The organism is Sphingobium sp. RAC03 (assembly GCF_001713415.1).
GTDB lineage: Bacteria > Pseudomonadota > Alphaproteobacteria > Sphingomonadales > Sphingomonadaceae > Sphingobium.
In genome coordinates this window covers 2,202,748-2,218,307 of sequence record NZ_CP016456.1, presented here as the reverse complement: position 1 = coordinate 2,218,307, position 15,560 = coordinate 2,202,748, and the positions used below count along the sequence as shown (strand labels likewise).

Sequence of the window (15,560 nt, the reverse complement as noted above, 5' to 3'; positions counted from 1 at the left end):
CAGGCAGATGGCAGTATCACAGGATCAGTTCGAGCGCGTGGTGCGCGACATGCCCGGTTTCGGCCGCGACCCCGCGTCGATCCGCCGCCGGATCGAGGCGATGGAAGCGGTGCTGGAGGGGTTGTTCGTCATTCCAGGCACCAACCGCCGCGTCGGCCTCGACAGCCTCGTCGGCCTCGTGCCGGTGGTCGGCGACCTCGCCACCGCCGCGATGGGCGCGTGGATGGTGTGGGAAGCCCGCAACCTTGGCATGTCGAAATGGCAGCTGACGCGCATGGCGGGCAATGTCGGCATCGATACGCTGGTCGGCGCGATCCCCTTTGCGGGTGACATTTTCGATTTTCTCTACAAGTCGAACACCAAGAATCTGCGCATCATCCGCAAGCATCTCGACAAGCATCACCCATCGACCGCGACGATCGACGCCTGATCCTTAGAACGTGATGACTTTACTCAGAACCGTTCGTCCTGAGTAGCCATTGAGCGAAGTCGAAATGGCGTATCGAAGGATATAAAGCGCAGCCGACCCTTCGATACGGGTCTTCGACAAGCTCAGCCCCTACTCAGGGCGAACGGAGTGATGCGATTTAAAGTCATCATACTCTACGGCGCGCTGGCGTTGGAGAGCGGCTGGACGTTGGGATCGAGGTCGAGGATCAGTCCGGGCTTGCGGGTGGGCGTGACGGCGGGCCTTGCTTGCCGACGCGCGGGTGTCGCCGGACGGCCATAGGCGATGCGCGGTCCTGGCTCGATCCGCAACAGGCTGGCCGGGGCAGCACCGCCCTGATGCGCCGGGCAGCGGGTGAAGGCCATCGCCCGGTCCATGCACAGCCACACTTCGCTCAGCCAATTGCCGCGCGTCGTCGTCACCCGCAGCATGTCGGCGCGCAGCCCCTTGTTGGCGCGCGCAAACGCATCGGCGAATTTCGCGACGGTCAAATTCTTGGTTGCCGCGAGCGCGGTCATGTCGGGGTAGCGCATCGATTGGTAGAAGGCGCGCGACAGGTTGAAATAGAGTTCCGGTTTGGTCGTCATGCAGGTGCCATGCTTGGCCCATTCATGCTGGATCAGTTGCACCGACGGCGTCGTGCAGAGATTGGCGCGAATCACCTCGCGCGGGACCAGATCGGCGGGACGACAATATTGCGGCCATTCCTTGCCGAACCCGTCGGGCCAAAGGCCATGCAGGGTGAAGCCGAAGCGGCCCGCCTTGCCGCCGCATTGCAGTGCATGTTTGTTGCCGCGCGCGGTCGAGCAAAATTGCGGCGACCAGCTGAGTGCCAGGGTATAGCTGCCGATCGGCAGCACGCGCTTGGGTTCCTTGGCGGTCGGCCCTTCGATCGTGGGTCGAGCGATCTGCGATGGCGGGCGGCATTGGGCCGATTGCGCCAGCGCGGTGCCCGGCAGCGCGATCAGGCTCAGTGCCGCCACCGCCTTAAGCATAAGCAAAGTCCAGCCCGATATCGGCGGCCGGTGCCGACTGAGTCAGCCGCCCGACGCTGATATAGGTGACACCCGTGCTGGCCTTCGCCCGGATCGTGTCCAGCGTCACGCCGCCCGACGCTTCGGTCGGCACGCGGCCATCGACCAGTCCCACGGCCTGCCGCAGCATGGCCGCATCCATATTGTCGAGCAACAAGTGGGTCGCGCCCGCCGCCAGAGCCGGTTCGATCTGGTCGATCCGGTCGACCTCAACGATGATCCGTTCGACCCCGGCCTCGACCGCGCGGCGCACCGCTTCCTCGACCGACCTCGCCACCGCGACATGATTATCCTTGATCATCGCCGCATCCCACAGCCCCATGCGATGGTTGGTCGCCCCGCCCATGCGCGTCGCATATTTTTCAAGCCTCCGCAGGCCGGGGATGGTCTTGCGGGTGTCGAGCAGGATCGCGCCGGTGCCGTCGATCGCATCGACATAGGCCCGCGTCATGGTCGCGATGCCGCTCAGATGCTGCACCGTGTTGAGCGCCGACCGCTCCGCCGTCAGCATCGCGCGCGCCCGTCCCCGGATGCGCAATATGTCGGTCCCCGCCGCCACCTGCTCGCCATCCTGGTGCAACTGTTCGATCTCGACGTCGGGATCGAGCGCCCGGAAAAAGGCGACCGCGATCGGCAGCCCCGCCAGCGTCACCGGATCGCGCGCATCCATGACTCCATCGAAGATAGCATCGGCGGGAATCACCGCTTCGCTGGTGACGTCGCGGCCATCCGGACCAAGATCTTCGGCCAGCGTAGAGGCCACAAAGGCGTTCAGGTCGAAACCATCAAGAGCAAAGCCGGTCATGCGCGCCGTTTTCCATGGCTTGGACAAAATCGCAATAGCGCGCTTCCAATTCCTCCAGCGCCGGGCCGTCCAGCGCCAGGCGCGCCTGCGCGATCAGGCGCGTGCCCTCCGCCTTCAATCGCGCGCGCCGGGAGCCGAGCGTCAGCGGTGCCGCGGCGTCCCGCAGGCCATCGAGGAACTGCGCCGCCGCGATCGGGCTGGTCGCCGCGGCGGGCATGATCCCACCGAAACCGCGCGCAACGAAATGGTCGAAATCATCATTGAGCGGCACCACCCGGTTCCAGTCATAATCGCCCCGGTCCGGCCCGCCGCGCAGGTCGCGCTGGCCGATCGCCGCCGTCGCCGCGCCCAGCCAATGAAGCGCGGTCACCGCCGTAAACGGATCGTTGATGCCGGGCGACAGCGCGCGCAACGCGATTTCCACCAGCTCGTCGATCAGAAATTCGATGTCCTGCGCAGGGGATCGCATCGCCCCGGTCGAAAAGCAGGACCGGACGGCGTCACGCATCGCGCTGTCGATCTTCGCGCCGACGACGCCGACCAGCAGGATGCCGGGATGGACGAAATCGCCCGGCCGCAACCGCAACTCCAGCCGACATCCGGCATCGCGCGCAATCTCGTCCAGACCGGCGAAATCAACGATCTGGATATAGCCGGTATCGGCCGCGACGATCGGCTCCCCCTGGGGCGGAGCATCGGCGGTCTCCTCGACACAATCGTCGGGGAAGCGCCCATGGACTTCGCGCAGCAGGCGGTCGCCAATGCCTTCCAGCACGGCGTTGATACGGATGCTCGATGGCACATGGTTGAGGAAATAGACCAGGATGGCGATCGATATGCCCATCAACAGCGTGGCGATAAGCAACGATATTTGCGGCACGAATCCGGGATCGCCCGCGCTTTCCTGCGCATCGCGCACCACGCGCAACACCAAAACCGAATAGACGAATGTCGCGATGAAGGTCGCCAGCGACAATTGTTTGCCGCGATCCTCCATGAAATTGGACAGCAGGCGCGGACCATAGCTGCCCGATGCATAGACGACGGCGGCGATGGTGATCGAAAAGACCGTGGAGGCGACGCCGATCATCGACCCGGCAATGACGTTGAGGACGTTGCGCGCGCCTTCGGGCCGGGCGATGTCGATCCAGTCGTGCCGCTCCAGCCAGACCGATCCGCCATGGCGGTCGATCCACACTGTCGCAAAGGCCATCAACGCGGCCAGCGTGGTGAACAGCGCCGGATAGAACCAGTAGCTGGCGCGGGTTTCCTGCCAGCGCGCGCGCAGCCGAGCGATCATCGCCGTGCGGCCTTCACCGCGACCCCCTTCACCGTGGTCCTACGTCGCCCAGTCCCACCGTGGCACTGGCCATTTCCAGCATCCGGTCCAGGCTCTTCTTCGCGCCGAGACGCAGCGTTTCGTCCATTTCGATGCGCGGTTGCAGGTCGCGTAGCGCGAGGTAGAGCTTCTCCATCGTGTTGAGCGCCATGTACGGACAGATATTGCAGTTGCAGTTGCCGTCCGCGCCCGGCGCGCCGATGAACTGCTTGTGCGGCACCGCCTTTTCCATCTGGTGGATGATATGCGGTTCGGTCGCGACGATCAGCGTGTCGCCCGGCATCGTCTTGGCAAAGTCGAGAATGCCGCTGGTGGACCCGACATAATCGGCATGGTCGACGATATAGGGCGGGCATTCGGGGTGGGCCGCGACCGGGGCGTCCGGGTGTTGCGCCTTGAGCTTGAGCAATTCGGTTTCGCTGAACGCCTCATGCACGATGCACACGCCCGGCCACAACAGCATGTCCCGGCCGAGCTTGCGCGCGAGATAGCCGCCGAGATGCTTGTCGGGGCCGAAGATGATCTTCTGTTCCAGCGGGATTTGCGACAGGATCTTTTCAGCGGACGAGGATGTCACGATGATGTCGGACAGCGCCTTCACCTCGGCCGAACAGTTGATGTAGCTGAGCGCAATATGGTCGGGATGGGCCTCGCGAAACGCCTTGAACTGGGCGGGCGGGCAGGAATCTTCGAGGCTGCACCCGGCATCCATGTCGGGCAGCACGACGATCTTGTCGGGCGACAGGATCTTGGCGGTCTCGGCCATGAAGCGCACGCCGCAGAAAGCGATCACGTCCGCATCCGTCTCCGCCGCCTTGCGCGAGAGTTCCAGCGAATCACCGACGAAATCGGACAAATCCTGAATTTCGGGCGACTGATAATAATGGCCCAGGATCACGGCATTGCGCTCCTTGCGCAGCCGCTCGATCTCGCCGCGCAGGTCGATGCCCTGCGGAATGCCGGTAAAAGCGTTCATGTGCCTAAAACTCCTCGGTCCCTGATGAGCGCCCTAACGCTGCCGTTGCCGGTTGGCCAGCACCTCGTTGACGGGCGTGGTGACGTCCCATCGTTCGCGATTGCGCCCGGCCCGTTCGGGCGGGAAGGTCACGATCACCCGCGCGTCGCCATAGCCCGCCGCCGCCAATGGTGCGGCCATCAATTTGGTCAGCGCGCCGCGACCATATTCGCGCGCCTGCGCCATGCGTTCGGGTGCCTGCGCCTCGCGCTGGGCGCTGCTCTGAGCATGGGCGGACACGCGGCGGCTCAACTCCTCGCCCGCCTGCCGCGTCACGAACATGCCCTGGGTGCGGACCAGCGTGCGGCGGCTCTCATCGACATTGGGCTTGCCCGGCTTCACATCGGGCGCATTGACGATCAGCGTGCGGGTCGCCTCGTTCCACTCCAGGTCGCCTTCGCCAAGACCGCCGACATCGACGAAATAATCGACCGAGAAGGGCATTTTGACCACCTGATCGGACTTCAACAGCCCAAAGCCACGCACATCCTGCGCCGTGCTCTGGACCGTGCCCGACAGTTCGGAGACTTTGAGGCTGCTCACCCCGGCGATCTTCGCCGCGATCACCTTGGTCACCGCAACGCCATCCTCCTCGACCGCGACCACATAGTCGCGGTCATAGCGCTGCCAGCCGACCAGCATCGCCGCGCCGACCAGCAACAGGATGACCGCCGCCGCAATCGGCCCGGCATAGCGTTTCAACGCATCTGCCATCGGTCCTCCGTCGCCGTCACCAGCCCGCGCTGATCCAGGTCGATCAGATGCGCCAGCACCGATCGCCCGGCGGCGGGATGCAGGCGCGGGTCGACGCCCTTATACATTTCCAGCACCATGTCGGGGATGAGGCTGTCGCCATTGCGCTCCAGAAAGCGCAAAATCTGCCCCTCGCGCTGCTTGCGATGGCCCATCATGCCGCGCACCAGCCGCTGCGGATTGTCGATCGGGTCGCCATGGGCGGGATAATAGACCTTGTCCTCGCGCTCCAGCAGCCGCTGCATCGATCGCATATAGGCGGCCATGTCGCCATCGGGCGGCGAAATCACGCTGGTCGACCAGCCCATGACATGATCGCCGGTGAAGAGCGCGGCTTCTTCGGCCAGCGCGAAGCAGAGATGGTTTGACGTGTGCCCCGGCGTTGCCACCGCTTGCAGGGTCCAGCCGGTGCCCGCGACCTGTTCGCCATCCGCCAGCACCCGGTCGGGGCGATAGGCGGCATCGAACGCGGCATCGGCGCGCGGCCCGTCATCCTCCAGCGTCAGCGGCGCGCAGCCGATCACCGGCGCGCCCGTGGCCTCGCTCAGCGGTCGCGCCGCGGGGCTATGATCGCGATGCGTGTGGGTGCAGAGGATCGCCACCACAGGCCGTCCCGCGATCGCCGCCGTCAGCGCCGCCAGATGATCGGGCGCGTCCGGGCCAGGATCGATCACCGCGACGTCGGCCGCCCCCACGACATAGGTCTGGGTGCCGGTAAAGGTGAAGGGCGACGGATTGGGTGCCAACACCCGCGCCACCAAGGGGGATAGCGGCATCTGAACGCCGGTCGGCAGGTCGGCCGGATCGAAAGGAGGTGCCATCCTTCCCATGTGCCTATTTCCGGCCGGATTTCAAGGTGGGGCTTGGGTCCATAAAGATCCTCCCCTGGAAGGAGAGGGGGACCGGCGAAGCCGGTGGAGGGGTGTCGCCCCATCGTGAGGGTGACACCCCTCCGTCTGGCCTGCGGCCAGCCACCTCCCCTTCCAGGGGAGGATTTTAGTGGCGTACCGAATGCCGATCCCGCATTTCCCATTTCCCCCAACCTGCCCTATCCTCCGCCCATGCCCTCCCCCGACCTCATAGACCGCTGGCGTCATCATCTTGCGCTCGACCGCCGCCGGTCGACGCATACGGTGCGCGCCTATGTCGCGACGGCGGAGCGGCTGGTCGCCTTTCTGGAGGGCCATCATGGCGCGGCGGTGACCGCTTCCAGCCTCGCGCGGATCGACCAGGCGGACCTGCGCGCCTTTCTGACGGTGCGGCGGATGGACGGGATCGGCAATCTGTCAGCGGCGCGCGAGCTTTCCGCGGTGCGCGGTTTTCTACGCTTTATCGGCGGCGAGGACGCCCGCGTGCCGCTGCTCAAGGGACCACGGGCAAAGCGCGGCCTGCCCCGCCCCATCTCGCCCGACGAAGCCGTCGCGCTGGCGCAGGACATCGCCGAAACCGCGCGCCTGCCGTGGATCGGCGCGCGCGACTGGGCGGTATTGCTGCTGCTCTATGGCGCGGGCCTGCGCATCGGAGAGGCGATGGGGCTGACCGGCGCCGCACTGCCGCTCGCCGAAACGCTGCGCGTCACCGGCAAGCGCAACAAGACCCGGCAAGTCCCGCTCCTGCCGCAGGTGCGCCAGGCGATCGAGGCCTATGTCGAGCAATGCCCCTTCCCCATGACCCGCGAGGAGGCGCTGTTCCGGGGCGCGCGTGGCGGTCCGCTGTCGCCCGCGCTGATCCGCCGCGCCGTGCAGGGCGCGCGCGGTCGGCTGGGCCTGTCGGACCGCACCACGCCCCACGCGCTGCGCCACAGTTTCGCGACGCATTTGCTGGGGCGCGGCGCAGACCTGCGCAGTTTGCAGGAACTGCTCGGCCATGCCAGCCTGTCATCGACCCAGGTCTATACCCAGGTCGATGCAGCGCATTTGATGGACGTCTATCGCAACGCCCATCCGCGGGCCTAACCCTTGGGTCGCCAGGTCGCCAGTCGCCACAGATAGATGACGACGGCCCCGACGACGCAGATTGTCGCAGCCGGGCCGATATATTTGTCGATCTCGCTGAAATTGCGGCCCAGCACGAACCCGGCATAGGCCAGAATGATGTTCCAGATCAGCGCACCGCCTGCGGTCCAGGCCAGGAATTTGATATGCCCCATCCGAAACAGCCCGGCGGGCAGCGACACCATGGTCCGCAGCGCGGGCATAAAGCGGAACACGAACACGACAATCTGGCCATATTTGCCGAACAGCCGGTCCAGCGCCTCGACATCGCGCCACTCCAGCGTCGCCCAGCGGCCATAGCGATCGACCAGCGGCTTCAACCGGGCAAAGCCCAGCACATGGCCGATCATATACCAGAAATAATTGCCGATCGTTGTGCCGATCGTGCCAGCCAGCAACAGCCAGCCCATATCCATCCGCCCCTGGCCGACACGAATGCCGCCAATGCCCATGATGAGTTCGGACGGAATCGGCGGAAAGACATTTTCCAGCACCATCAGCAGGAAAATGCCCCAATAGCCGCCCGCATCGATCAGGCGCAGCACCCAGTCAGTCATATATATCGCTCACAGCCCAGCAGGCCGCTGACGTCCGCAACCAACCGCCCACCTATCCTCCGTTCGCCCTGAGCTTGTCGAAGGGCCGCACTTCTTGCAAGAAAAGTCAGGGCTTCGACACGCTCAGCCCGAACGGGCGAAAGGTCACAAAAAATCGTCAAGCCGCCACGCGCGCTGCGAGTCGGGCGTCGATCGCGTCCCAGATCAGCCCGCCGGTGTCGGTCCCGTCGAACGCCTCGATCGACACGATGCCGGTTGGCGAAGTCACGTTGATCTCGGTCAGCCATTCGCCGCCGATCACGTCGATACCCACGAACAGCAGCCCGCGCCGCTTGAGTTCCGGCCCCATCGCCGCGCAGATTTCGCGCTCCTTGTCGGTCAGCACGGTCTTGGCCGCAGAGCCGCCGACCGCCAGGTTGGAGCGGATTTCGCCAGCGCCAGGAATGCGGTTGACCGCGCCCGCGACTTCGCCGTCGATCAGCACGATGCGCTTGTCGCCCTCCGCGACGCCGGGAATGAAGGCCTGAACCATGAAAGGCTCGACCCATGAGGCGTTGAAGAGTTCCACGAGCGAGGAGAGGTTGGCGCCATTTTTGCCGACATGAAACACCGCCACGCCGCCATTGCCATAGAGCGGCTTGACCACGATCTCGCCATGTTCGGCGAGGAAAGATCGCACTTCGGCCAGGTCGCGGGTGATCATCGTCGGCGGCATGAAGCGCGCATAATCCAGCACGAACAATTTTTCCGGCGCATTGCGGACGCTGGCAGGGTCGTTGACCACCAATGTCTCATCCTGCACCCGCTCCAGCAAATGGGTGGCGGTGATGTAGGAGAGGTCGAACGGCGGGTCTTGCCGCATCAGCACGACATCGACATCACGGCCAAGGTCGATCATCTCTTCCGGCCCATAGGCGAAATGATCGCCATCCACTTTCTGCACATGCACCGGCCGCGCCTTGGCCAGCACGCGCCCCTCGCGGAACGTCAGGTCATGGGCGAGATAATGATAGAGCCGGTGCCCCCGCGCCTGCCCCGCCAGCATGATGTGGAAGGTCGAATCGCCCGCGATCTTGATGCCCTCCATCGGGTCCATCTGCACCGCGACGGTCAGGGGGTTGAGCTGCGTCATTGGGGTCATCCTCATATAATGACTCGTCATGCTGAACTTGTTTCAGCATCCATTCGTCCTACCGCTGCGTATATCCGCAGCCGCAGAGCCAATGGACCCTGAAACAAGTTCAGGGTGACGAAGGGGTGTATGGAAGGACAAATCACCCCCCATGCCAGACATTCGCCAGATGGCGTGGCGCGCGGCCCGGCGCAAGGAGGATGACGTCGATTCGCATATCGTCCCCCGCTTTGCCCAGCTCATGCCACAATATTTCCGCCGCCGCCGCCACCCGGCGCAACCGCCGTTCGTCGATCGCCAGGTCCAGTTCCGCCGCCGTGGCGCGCGCCTTGACCTCGACAAAGGCCAGCATCGTGCCCTTGCGCGCGACCAGATCGACCTCGCCCGCCGCCGTCCGCATCCGCCGCCCGACGATCTGCCAGCCTTTGAGCCGCAGCCACCAGGCGGCGATCCGCTCCGCCTGCCGCCCGCGTCGCTCGGCGCTTTCGCGCTTCACCCCTTCAATTCCGTCGCCCGGTCATAGAGCGTGCGCCGGTCCAGCCCCAGCTTCTTGGCCACTTCGCCCGCCGCCTTCGACACCGACAGTCGGGTCAGCGCCTCGCGCAGCGCCGCGTCGGCATCCTCGGCGGTGGCGGGCGGGGCTTCGCCCGGCGGGCCGACCGTCACCACGATCTCGCCCTTGGGCGCAACATCGGCATAGCGAGCGGATAGTTCGCTGAGCGTCCCGCACGCCGTTTCCTCGAACGTCTTGCTGATCTCCCGGCTGACCGCTGCCTCCCGGTCGCCCAGATGCGCCGCCATCGCCGACAGGCTTTCCGACAGGCGCGGCCCGCTTTCGTAGAAGACCAGAGTCGCCCGCAATCCCGCCACCTCATCCAGCGCATCGCCCCGCGCTTTGGCCTTGCTCGGCAGGAAGCCCATGAACAGGAAACGATCGGTCGGCAGCCCCGACAGCGTCAGCGCCGCGATCGCCGCACTGGGTCCGGGCAGGGTCGTGATCATGCGCCCCGCCGCCCGCGCATCGCGCACCAGCTTGTAGCCCGGATCGGAAATCAGCGGCGTCCCCGCATCCGACAGCAAGGCGACCGATTCGCCCGCCATCCGCTCGACCAGCCGCTGGCGCACATTTTCGCCGCTATGGTCATGATAGGGCAGCATCGGCCGATCAGAGCCTGCATGGCGGAGCAGGCGCGCGCTGACCCGCGTATCCTCGACCGCGACGACATCGGCCAGCCGCAACACCTCCGCCGCGCGGGGAGTAAGGTCACCAAGGTTGCCGATCGGCCCCGCGACGATATAAAGCCCAGGTTCAAGACCCGATGATTGAGTTTCCATAAGGACGCCAGATGACAGAGACGGATGCCTCCCGGCAAGCGGACTTGTTCGCTTCCCTCAAACGCGGCGCACGGCTGGCTTTCGCCGCGAGCGCCCTGATGCTCGCCGCCTGTCAGTCGATCGTCCCCAAGGGACCGGCCCCGACGACGCCCACCGGCCCGGCCCAACCGTCCGGCCCGACCGTGACCGAAGGGCTGCCGACCGACACGCTGCGCCATCGCGTCGCGCTGCTGGTGCCGATGAGCGGCACCAATGCGGGCGTCGGCCAGTCGATCGCCAACGCCACCACGCTGGCGCTGATGGATACCAAGACGGACAAGGTCCGCATCACCACTTATGACACCGCGCTTGGCGCGGCGGCGGCAGTCAATAAGGCGCTGGCCGATGGCAACCGCCTGATCCTTGGTCCCTTGCTGGCCGACGACGCCCGCGTGATCGGGCCGATCGCGGCGCGCGCCAATGTGCCGGTGATCAGCTTCTCCAACGACAGCGGCGTTGCGGGCAGCGGCGTCTATATCATGGGTTACAACCCCAATCAGTCGATCGAGCGCGTCGTCGGCTTCGCCCGGCAAAAGGGGCTGAGCCAGTTCGGCGCGCTGATCCCGCGCGGCACCTATGGCGAGCGGGCGGGCAACGCCCTGTTGCGCGCGGTGGAGCAGGCGGGCGGCACGGTCGTATCGATGCAGACCTTCGACCGCAGCCCCGCGTCGATGACGGCGGCGGTCAAGAAATTGCAGGCTTCCTCCAGCTATGACGCGCTGCTGATCGCCGACAGCGGCCGCGTCGCGCTCCAGATCGCGCCGATCGTGCGCAAAAATGGCGGCGCGACGGCGCGGCTACTCGGCACCGAATTATGGAATACCGAAGGCTCTCTGTCGGCCAGCCCGGTGCTGCGCGGTGCCTGGTTCGCCAGTGTTTCCGACAGCCTCTATCGCCAGCTCGCCACCAAATATCGCGCCCGTTATGGCAGCGCGCCCTTCCGCCTATCCTCGCTTGGCTATGACGCCGTGCTGCTGACGGTGCGGATCGCGCAGGACTGGAAGCCCGGCAGCGCCTTCCCCGCCCCGCGCCTGCGCGACGCGGGCGGCTTTTCGGGCATCGACGGCGCCTTCCGCTTCTCGCGCTCCGGCGTTGCCGAACGCGCGCTCGAAGTGACCGAAATCGGCGCGGGCAATATGACCGTCATCGCGCCTGCGCCCCGCAGCTTCGAGGATTAACCGAAAGCGAGCGTCACCCGGCCTGCCACCCGGCGGGCCGGGTGACGCTCGGTGCCTTACCCTTCCGCGAGGCCACCCACCTGCCGCATCCGGGTAAAGATGTTCCAGGTGGCGATGAACAGCGCCGCGATCACCGGGCCGATGACAATCCCGTTGAAGCCAAACAGCTCGATCCCGCCCAGCGTCGTGATCAGCACCACATAATCGGGAATGCGCGTATCGCGACCGACCAGGATCGGGCGCAGCACATTGTCGACCATGCCGATGATCAGCACGCCGCACGCCACCAGTATGATCGCCTGCCAGATCGCGCCGCTGGCGAACAGATAGATGGCGACCGGCACCCACACGATCGCGGTGCCGACCGCCGGCAACAGCGAAAACGCCCCCATCAGCACCGCCCAGAGCAAGGCGCCTTCAATCCCCAAGGCCCAGAAGACGATGCCGCCGATCAGCCCCTGAACGATGGCGACGACGATGCTGCCCTTGATCGTCGCGCGGATGACGATGACGAATTGCTGGATCAGCGCCTGGCGCTGACTGGCCCGCAACGGCGCGGCGACGACGATGCGCTGCGACAATTTTTCGCCATCGCGCAACAGGAAGTAGGAGAGGTACAGCATCACGCCCAGCGCCATGAAGAAGCTGAACGCGCTCTGGCCGATCTGGAACGCCTGCGCCGCCAGCACCCGGAAACTGCTGGTGATGCCCTTCGTCACCATCGCCTGCGCCGCATCGAAATTGCTCAGGCCCAACCGCCGCAAATAGGGGCGCGACCAGTCGGGCAGTGCCGCCATCATCTGCGAGAAGAGCCGGGCGAAGTCGATTTCCCCCGACTGGACCTTGCCGTAGAAATAGGCCGCTTCCTGCAACAGCGCCGCCCCCAGCACGAAGGCCGGGATGATGACGATCCCCAGGATCAGGAACAGCGTGATCAACGCCGCCCCGTTGCGATGGGTCGGCATTTTTTCCAGGATATTGCGGTAGATCGGCGCGAACAGGATGGCGGCGATCACGCCCCACAATATCGCCGCGAAGAAGGGCTGGATCACCAGCAGAAAGGCGATCGACACCAGCACGACGACGCCCAGGAAAAAACCGTCCTCGATTTTGGGCGAAACGTGCAGCGGCGGTGGGGGCGTGTGGGAATCCATGCCCGCTCCTTCGCAAGATTCGACGATCAAATCCATCGCCGAACGACCGGCCGACCCCTGCCCTCTGTCCTTTTGTCGTTTCCGTCGATAGAGAAGCCCATTCCTTGGGCAATTGGGACGTCGAGCAACCGTGGCACGCGAAATCACCGGATTTTCCAACCCGCTGGTGAAGCGTGTCCGATCCTTGCGCGAAAAGAAGTTCCGCAAGGCCGAAGGGCTGTTCCTGGCCGAAGGCCTGCGCATCCTGACCGAAGCGCGCGAAGAAGGCGTGCTGCCCGAAATGCTGTTCCACGCCGGGTCCACTCATCCGCTGGCGGCCGAGTTGATTGCGGCGATGGAAGCGGCGGGCGGCGACGTCATCGAAACCAGCGCGGATATCCTGTCCAAGATCAGCGGCAAGGATAATGCCCAGGCTGTGGTCGGCGTCTATCGCGACCGGCTGACGCCCTTGGATGCGCTCGATCGTACCAAGGCGGACATCTGGATCGTCGCGCAATCGCTGCGCGACCCCGGCAACCTCGGCACCATCTTGCGCACCGGCGACGCGGTGGGTGCGGGCGGGCTGATCCTGATCGACGATTGCGTCGATCCCTTCTCGGTCGAATCGGTCCGCGCCTCGATGGGCGCGCTGTTCACCCAGTCGATCACCCAGGCGCGCTGGCCCGAATTCATGACCTGGCTGCGCGCCGGACCCGGCGAACTGATCGGCACCAGCCTCAAGGCAACCCATGATTATCAGGAACCGCGCTATCAAAGCCCGTCCTTCCTGCTCGTCGGCAATGAAGCGCAGGGCCTGCCCGAAGCCTATGAAGCCGAATGCGACCTGCTGGTGAAGATGCCGATGCTGGGCAAAGCCGACAGCCTGAACGCGGCCGTGGCAACGGCGGTGATGGCCTATGAGCTGTTGAACCAGAAGAGAAAGAGATAACGGTCCGTCATTCCCGCGTAGGCGGGAACCCATCTCCCAGCCTTGCGGCATGGGCTACCGTCGGAGATGGATTCCCGCCTTCGCGGGAATGACATAGTGAAAGGATGAGGGGGTAAGAGATGACGAACAGCAGCGGCGTCGGGGAAATGTGGCGGCACAAACGCGTGCTGACGGCCAGCCTGGTCGGCACGGCGGTCGAATTTTACGACTTCTACATCTACGCCACTGCCGCCAGCCTGATCTTCCCGGCGCTCTTCTTCCCCTCCTCCTCGCCCACGGCCCAGCTCATGGCCTCCTATGGCAGCCTGGCGCTCGCCTTCTTCGCCCGCCCCCTCGGTGCCGCTGTCTTCGGCCATTATGGCGACCGCGTCGGGCGGAAGGTGACGCTGGTCACCTCGCTGATGCTGATGGGGAGCTGCACGCTGGCCATCGGCTTCCTGCCCACCCATGCGCAGATCGGCTGGTGGGCGCCGCTCATCCTGTGCCTGCTGCGCTTTGGCCAGGGGCTGGGCCTGGGCGGCGAATGGGGCGGCGCGGCGCTGCTGGCAGTGGAGAACGCCCCACCCGGCTGGCGCGCGCGCTTCGGCATGTTCCCGCAACTGGGCGCGCCGGTCGGCTTCATCGCCGCCAACGGCCTGTTCCTGATCCTCGGCACCATCCTGACCGAAGAGGAATTTTTCGCCTGGGGCTGGCGCTTGCCCTTCCTTGGCAGCGCGGTGCTGGTGTTCCTTGGCCTCTGGGTCCGCCTGAAACTCACCGAAACCCCGGAGTTCGCCGCTGCGCAGGCCGAAGCGCCGCCGCCTGCCATGCCGCTCGCATCGCTGTTCAAACATCATCTGGGTGCAGCGATCGCGGGCACCTTCGCCGTCGTCGCCTGCTTCGCCATCTATTATATCGCGACGGCCTTCGCGCTCGGCTACGGCACCACGACGCTCAAAATCGACCGCAGCGATTTCCTCTCGATCCAGCTCGGCGCGATCCTGTTCATGGCGCTCAGCATCCTGATCGCGGGTTGGTGGGCGGACAAGACCAGCCCGACGCGCGTGCTCGCCTGGGGCTGTGTCGGCACGGTCTTCATGGGACTGATCTTCGGCCCGATGATGGGCGCGGGCACGCTGCTGCCGATCTTTTTGATCCTCAGCCTCGCACTGTTCCTGATGGGCTTCGTCTATGGGCCATTGGGGGCCTATCTTCCCGCCCTCTTCCCGATCCAGCTCCGCTACACCGGCGCGTCCTTCGCCTTCAACTTGGGCGGCATATTGGGCGGCGCGCTCGCCCCGATCGTCGCCACCTGGCTGATCGCAGTCCAGGGCGTCGAATTTGTCGGCCTCTACATGTCGGCCGCCGCCGCGATCAGCCTGGCAGGCCTGTGGTGGACCAGCCGCCGCTAATCCGCCGCAAAAGAAAAAGGGCGGCGCTCCCGATGGAACGCCGCCCTTTCCTGTTTCTACGCTATCCCGTGGGACAGCCGAGGGATCAACCCTCGGTGCGCACGTCGCGACGCTCGGCGATGCGAGCGCGCTTGCCGGTGCGGCCGCGCAGATAATAGAGCTTCGCACGACGCACCACGCCACGGCGGACGACGGTGATCGAATCGATGTTGGGCGAATAGAGCGGGAACACACGCTCCACGCCTTCGCCGAACGAAATCTTGCGCACGGTGAAGTTCGAACCCATGCCCTTGTTCGAACGCGCGATGCACACGCCTTCGTAATTCTGGACGCGGCTGCGTTCGCCTTCGACGACCTTCACGCCGACGCGCAGCGTGTCGCCGGCGCGGAATTCGGGGATTTCTTTGCCGAGGGCGGCGATGTTTTCCGCCTCGATCTGCTGGAGGATGTTCATGAAA

Annotated in this window: 17 protein-coding genes; 5 read left to right on the top strand and 12 right to left on the bottom strand. The window is 65.2% G+C overall.

Annotated elements, in window-relative coordinates; genetic code table 11:
* Positions 1-7: 7 nt before the first annotated feature.
* Positions 8-430: a DUF4112 domain-containing protein gene (locus BSY17_RS15330; RefSeq protein ID WP_069066135.1), complete on the top strand. Its 423-nt coding sequence runs from the start codon at positions 8-10 to the stop codon at positions 428-430.
* A gap of 173 nt (positions 431-603) precedes the next feature.
* Here BSY17_RS15330 and BSY17_RS15325 read toward each other — a convergent pair whose 3' ends face one another.
* From BSY17_RS15325 to BSY17_RS15300, 6 genes are read right to left on the bottom strand one after another with little or no spacing between them, the layout of a single operon-like run.
* Positions 604-1,443, bottom strand: coding sequence for a ribonuclease T2 family protein (locus BSY17_RS15325; protein WP_069066134.1), 840 nt, complete (start codon positions 1,441-1,443; stop codon positions 604-606).
* Positions 1,436-2,287: a carboxylating nicotinate-nucleotide diphosphorylase gene (gene nadC / locus BSY17_RS15320; protein WP_069066133.1), complete on the bottom strand. Its 852-nt coding sequence runs from the start codon at positions 2,285-2,287 to the stop codon at positions 1,436-1,438. The genes BSY17_RS15325 and nadC overlap by 8 nt, the downstream gene beginning before the upstream one ends.
* Positions 2,268-3,587, bottom strand: coding sequence for a DUF2254 domain-containing protein (locus BSY17_RS15315; RefSeq protein WP_069066132.1), 1,320 nt, complete (start codon positions 3,585-3,587; stop codon positions 2,268-2,270). The genes nadC and BSY17_RS15315 overlap by 20 nt, the downstream gene beginning before the upstream one ends.
* A 28-nt stretch (positions 3,588-3,615) precedes the next feature.
* Positions 3,616-4,602: a quinolinate synthase NadA gene (gene nadA, locus BSY17_RS15310; RefSeq protein ID WP_069066131.1), complete on the bottom strand. Its 987-nt coding sequence runs from the start codon at positions 4,600-4,602 to the stop codon at positions 3,616-3,618.
* 33 nt (positions 4,603-4,635) lie between these two features.
* Positions 4,636-5,355 (bottom strand): DUF4230 domain-containing protein, encoded by a 720-nt coding sequence (locus tag BSY17_RS15305; protein WP_069066130.1) that lies wholly within the window; start codon positions 5,353-5,355, stop codon positions 4,636-4,638.
* Complete coding sequence (locus tag BSY17_RS15300; RefSeq protein ID WP_069066129.1) at positions 5,340-6,215, bottom strand: MBL fold metallo-hydrolase; 876 nt, start codon at positions 6,213-6,215, stop codon at positions 5,340-5,342. The genes BSY17_RS15305 and BSY17_RS15300 overlap by 16 nt, the downstream gene beginning before the upstream one ends.
* 240 nt (positions 6,216-6,455) lie before the next feature.
* On the opposite strand from BSY17_RS15300, the gene BSY17_RS15295 reads away from it, so the two are divergent.
* A complete protein-coding gene (locus BSY17_RS15295) occupies positions 6,456-7,349 on the top strand; it encodes a tyrosine recombinase XerC (protein WP_069066128.1) in 894 nt (297 codons plus the stop codon).
* Here the strand turns inward: BSY17_RS15295 and BSY17_RS15290 are convergent.
* The 4 genes from BSY17_RS15290 to rsmI form a co-directional block, all read right to left on the bottom strand.
* On the bottom strand, positions 7,346-7,945 hold the full coding sequence (locus tag BSY17_RS15290; RefSeq protein WP_069066127.1) for a DedA family protein: 600 nt from the start codon (positions 7,943-7,945) through the stop codon (positions 7,346-7,348). The genes BSY17_RS15295 and BSY17_RS15290 overlap by 4 nt on opposite strands.
* A gap of 157 nt (positions 7,946-8,102) precedes the next feature.
* Positions 8,103-9,077 carry a glutathione synthase gene (gene gshB / locus BSY17_RS15285; RefSeq protein WP_069066126.1) on the bottom strand — a complete coding sequence of 325 codons (975 nt, stop codon included), beginning with the start codon at positions 9,075-9,077 and terminating at the stop codon, positions 8,103-8,105.
* A 142-nt stretch (positions 9,078-9,219) separates the two neighbouring features.
* On the bottom strand, positions 9,220-9,573 hold the full coding sequence (locus BSY17_RS15280; RefSeq protein ID WP_069066125.1) for a YraN family protein: 354 nt from the start codon (positions 9,571-9,573) through the stop codon (positions 9,220-9,222).
* Complete coding sequence (gene rsmI / locus BSY17_RS15275) at positions 9,570-10,412, bottom strand: 16S rRNA (cytidine(1402)-2'-O)-methyltransferase (protein ID WP_069066124.1); 843 nt, start codon at positions 10,410-10,412, stop codon at positions 9,570-9,572. Before rsmI ends, BSY17_RS15280 begins: the two co-directional genes overlap by 4 nt.
* 11 nt (positions 10,413-10,423) lie before the next feature.
* Between rsmI and BSY17_RS15270 the strand changes: the two genes are divergently transcribed.
* Positions 10,424-11,629 carry a penicillin-binding protein activator gene (locus BSY17_RS15270; protein ID WP_069066123.1) on the top strand — a complete coding sequence of 402 codons (1,206 nt, stop codon included), beginning with the start codon at positions 10,424-10,426 and terminating at the stop codon, positions 11,627-11,629.
* A gap of 56 nt (positions 11,630-11,685) precedes the next feature.
* On the opposite strand, the gene BSY17_RS15265 is transcribed toward BSY17_RS15270, so the two are convergent.
* Positions 11,686-12,783, bottom strand: a complete 1,098-nt coding sequence (locus BSY17_RS15265; protein ID WP_069067015.1) for an AI-2E family transporter — start codon at positions 12,781-12,783, stop codon at positions 11,686-11,688.
* Positions 12,784-12,913: 130 nt separating this feature from the next.
* Here BSY17_RS15265 and BSY17_RS15260 point away from each other — a divergent pair, with 130 nt between their 5' ends.
* On the top strand, positions 12,914-13,711 hold the full coding sequence (locus BSY17_RS15260; protein WP_069066122.1) for a TrmH family RNA methyltransferase: 798 nt from the start codon (positions 12,914-12,916) through the stop codon (positions 13,709-13,711).
* Positions 13,712-13,830: 119 nt separating this feature from the next.
* Positions 13,831-15,102, top strand: a complete 1,272-nt coding sequence (locus BSY17_RS15255; protein ID WP_069066121.1) for an MFS transporter — start codon at positions 13,831-13,833, stop codon at positions 15,100-15,102.
* Between the two features lie 85 nt (positions 15,103-15,187).
* On the opposite strand, the gene rplS is transcribed toward BSY17_RS15255, so the two are convergent.
* Positions 15,188-15,556, bottom strand: coding sequence for a 50S ribosomal protein L19 (rplS, locus tag BSY17_RS15250; RefSeq protein WP_037479649.1), 369 nt, complete (start codon positions 15,554-15,556; stop codon positions 15,188-15,190).
* Positions 15,557-15,560 lie beyond the last annotated feature (4 nt).

Excerpts from the sequence above, each read along its gene's own strand:
- BSY17_RS15295 (WP_069066128.1), top strand. The coding sequence starts at position 6,456 with ATGCCCTCCCCCGACCTCATAGACCGCTGGCGTCATCATCTTGCGCTC.
- BSY17_RS15290 (WP_069066127.1), bottom strand. The coding sequence starts at position 7,945 with ATGACTGACTGGGTGCTGCGCCTGATCGATGCGGGCGGCTATTGGGGC.
- BSY17_RS15325 (WP_069066134.1), bottom strand. The coding sequence starts at position 1,443 with ATGCTTAAGGCGGTGGCGGCACTGAGCCTGATCGCGCTGCCGGGCACC.
- BSY17_RS15315 (WP_069066132.1), bottom strand. The coding sequence starts at position 3,587 with ATGATCGCTCGGCTGCGCGCGCGCTGGCAGGAAACCCGCGCCAGCTAC.
- BSY17_RS15270 (WP_069066123.1), top strand. The coding sequence starts at position 10,424 with ATGACAGAGACGGATGCCTCCCGGCAAGCGGACTTGTTCGCTTCCCTC.
- BSY17_RS15255 (WP_069066121.1), top strand. The coding sequence starts at position 13,831 with ATGACGAACAGCAGCGGCGTCGGGGAAATGTGGCGGCACAAACGCGTG.
- BSY17_RS15265 (WP_069067015.1), bottom strand. The coding sequence starts at position 12,783 with ATGGATTCCCACACGCCCCCACCGCCGCTGCACGTTTCGCCCAAAATC.
- BSY17_RS15330 (WP_069066135.1), top strand. The coding sequence starts at position 8 with ATGGCAGTATCACAGGATCAGTTCGAGCGCGTGGTGCGCGACATGCCC.
- nadA (WP_069066131.1), bottom strand. The coding sequence starts at position 4,602 with ATGAACGCTTTTACCGGCATTCCGCAGGGCATCGACCTGCGCGGCGAG.
- rplS (WP_037479649.1), bottom strand. The coding sequence starts at position 15,556 with ATGAACATCCTCCAGCAGATCGAGGCGGAAAACATCGCCGCCCTCGGC.
- nadC (WP_069066133.1), bottom strand. The coding sequence starts at position 2,287 with ATGACCGGCTTTGCTCTTGATGGTTTCGACCTGAACGCCTTTGTGGCC.
- rsmI (WP_069066124.1), bottom strand. The coding sequence starts at position 10,412 with ATGGAAACTCAATCATCGGGTCTTGAACCTGGGCTTTATATCGTCGCG.
- gshB (WP_069066126.1), bottom strand. The coding sequence starts at position 9,077 with ATGACGCAGCTCAACCCCCTGACCGTCGCGGTGCAGATGGACCCGATG.
- BSY17_RS15300 (WP_069066129.1), bottom strand. The coding sequence starts at position 6,215 with ATGGCACCTCCTTTCGATCCGGCCGACCTGCCGACCGGCGTTCAGATG.
- BSY17_RS15305 (WP_069066130.1), bottom strand. The coding sequence starts at position 5,355 with ATGGCAGATGCGTTGAAACGCTATGCCGGGCCGATTGCGGCGGCGGTC.